The organism is Ideonella azotifigens, assembly GCF_006519715.1.
Lineage (GTDB): Bacteria > Pseudomonadota > Gammaproteobacteria > Burkholderiales > Burkholderiaceae_C > Ideonella > Ideonella azotifigens.
Genome location: NZ_VIDT01001021.1, coordinates 1 through 1,456, shown reverse-complemented (window position 1 = coordinate 1,456; position 1,456 = coordinate 1). Strand labels below are relative to the sequence as shown.

Below are 1,456 nucleotides of genomic sequence, written 5' to 3'. Positions count from 1 at the left end.
GCGTCTCGGGCATGGGGGACGGAAGGATGTGGGAGCGGGCAGGCATGGGTTGCGGGGAGGTGCGGCGCAAGCCTTGATTGCGCGGAGGCCCAGCCTAGCGGCGGCAGCGCGGCGCGCATTTGAGCGGCGTCAAGCCCGCCGCCGCCGGCCTGCCTGATACGCGGTTGACACGGTCTGTTGACCCACTGTTACCGAGCGACGCGGGCCGTTGATGCCTGTGTTGCAGGCGCTGCCTAGCATTCATCTCAACCTGAATGCCAACGCCCTGGAGATCCCCATGCACAGCTCTGCCGCCGCCACTGCCTCTGCCATCGCCGTTCCTGCCGCCCACGTGATGGCGATGCCGACGCCCCCGGCTCGGGCCATGGCGCAAGCGCCCAAGCTGCCAGGCCTGGCGCGCACGCAGCTCAGTGCTGCTGCCCAGATCGGTGACACGCTGAGCCTGATCGGCGAGGCGCTTGCGCCGCAGCGCCGCGTGGTGCATGCAGGCGATCGCATCTACCAAGCCGGCGAAGCCTTTGCGTGCCTGCACCTGATGAACGCCGGCTTCGTGAAGCTGGTGCGCCTGTCGGCCGATGGCCGCGAGCAGGTGGTCAGCCTGAAGTTCCGCGGCGACTGGCTGGGCTTCGACGGCATTGCCCACGGCCACTATGGCTGCGATGCCGTGGCCATGGACACCGGCGAGGTCTGGAGCGTGCGCTATGACGCCCTGGTGGCCGCCAGCCTGCGCCAACCGGCTCTGCTGACGGTGCTGCACCAGGCGATGAGCCGCGAGATCACCCGTGACCGTGATTCGCTGATGTCGGTCTGCACGCTGCCTGCCGACGCGCGCGTGGCGGACTTCCTGCGTTACTGGGCCGAGTCGCTGGCCAAGCGTGGCCTGCGCACCGATCAGTTCACGCTGCGCATGAGCCGCGCCGAGATCGGCAACTACCTGGGCATGACGCTGGAGACCGTCAGCCGCGCGCTGTCGCGCCTGGCCCGCGACGGGATCATCTGCTTCGCCGAGAAGGGCCGCCGCGAGGTGCAGATCCCGGACGTGAGCGCCCTGTCAGCCTTTGTGCAGCGCTGCCTTTCGCCGGTGGCCGACGAACTGCCGGCTGCGCCTACGTTGCAGTGAGCCAGCGAATCACCTGGTGCCAATGACGCGGGCCAGCGCCTGCGCCAGTTCGCTGCGGCTGTAGGGCTTGCGCAGCAGCTCCCAGTCGGGCGGGGAATCGCGGTCCGCCTCCAGCAGCTCGGCCGAGAAGCCGGACATCAGCAGCACCGCCAGCAGCGGCCAGCGCTGCCTGGCTTTTGCTGCAAGCGCGGTGCCGCGCATGCCGGCGCCCAGCGCGATGTCGCTGAGCAGCACGTCGAAACCGGCATCGGGCAGCTCCGGCGGGTCCAGCTGTTCCAGCATCGACCATGCCGCCTCGCCGCTGGCCACCGGCGTCACCTGGCAGCCCAGCGCCAG

2 protein-coding genes are annotated in these 1,456 nt (G+C 69.6%); one reads left to right on the top strand and one right to left on the bottom strand.

Going from position 1 to position 1,456, the window contains the following annotated elements:
• The first annotated feature begins 277 nt into the window (after window positions 1-277).
• Window positions 278-1,120: a Crp/Fnr family transcriptional regulator gene (locus FKP22_RS30240; RefSeq protein ID WP_231011229.1), complete on the top strand. Its 843-nt coding sequence runs from the start codon at window positions 278-280 to the stop codon at window positions 1,118-1,120.
• 9 nt (window positions 1,121-1,129) lie between these two features.
• Here FKP22_RS30240 and FKP22_RS30235 read toward each other — a convergent pair.
• A partial coding sequence (locus FKP22_RS30235; RefSeq protein ID WP_141291907.1) for a hybrid sensor histidine kinase/response regulator occupies window positions 1,130-1,456 on the bottom strand: 327 nt, incomplete at its 5' end.

What these genes read in the sequence shown, in the direction of transcription:
- FKP22_RS30240 (WP_231011229.1), top strand. Translation starts at nt 278, where the DNA reads ATGCACAGCTCTGCCGCCGCCACTGCCTCTGCCATCGCCGTTCCTGCC.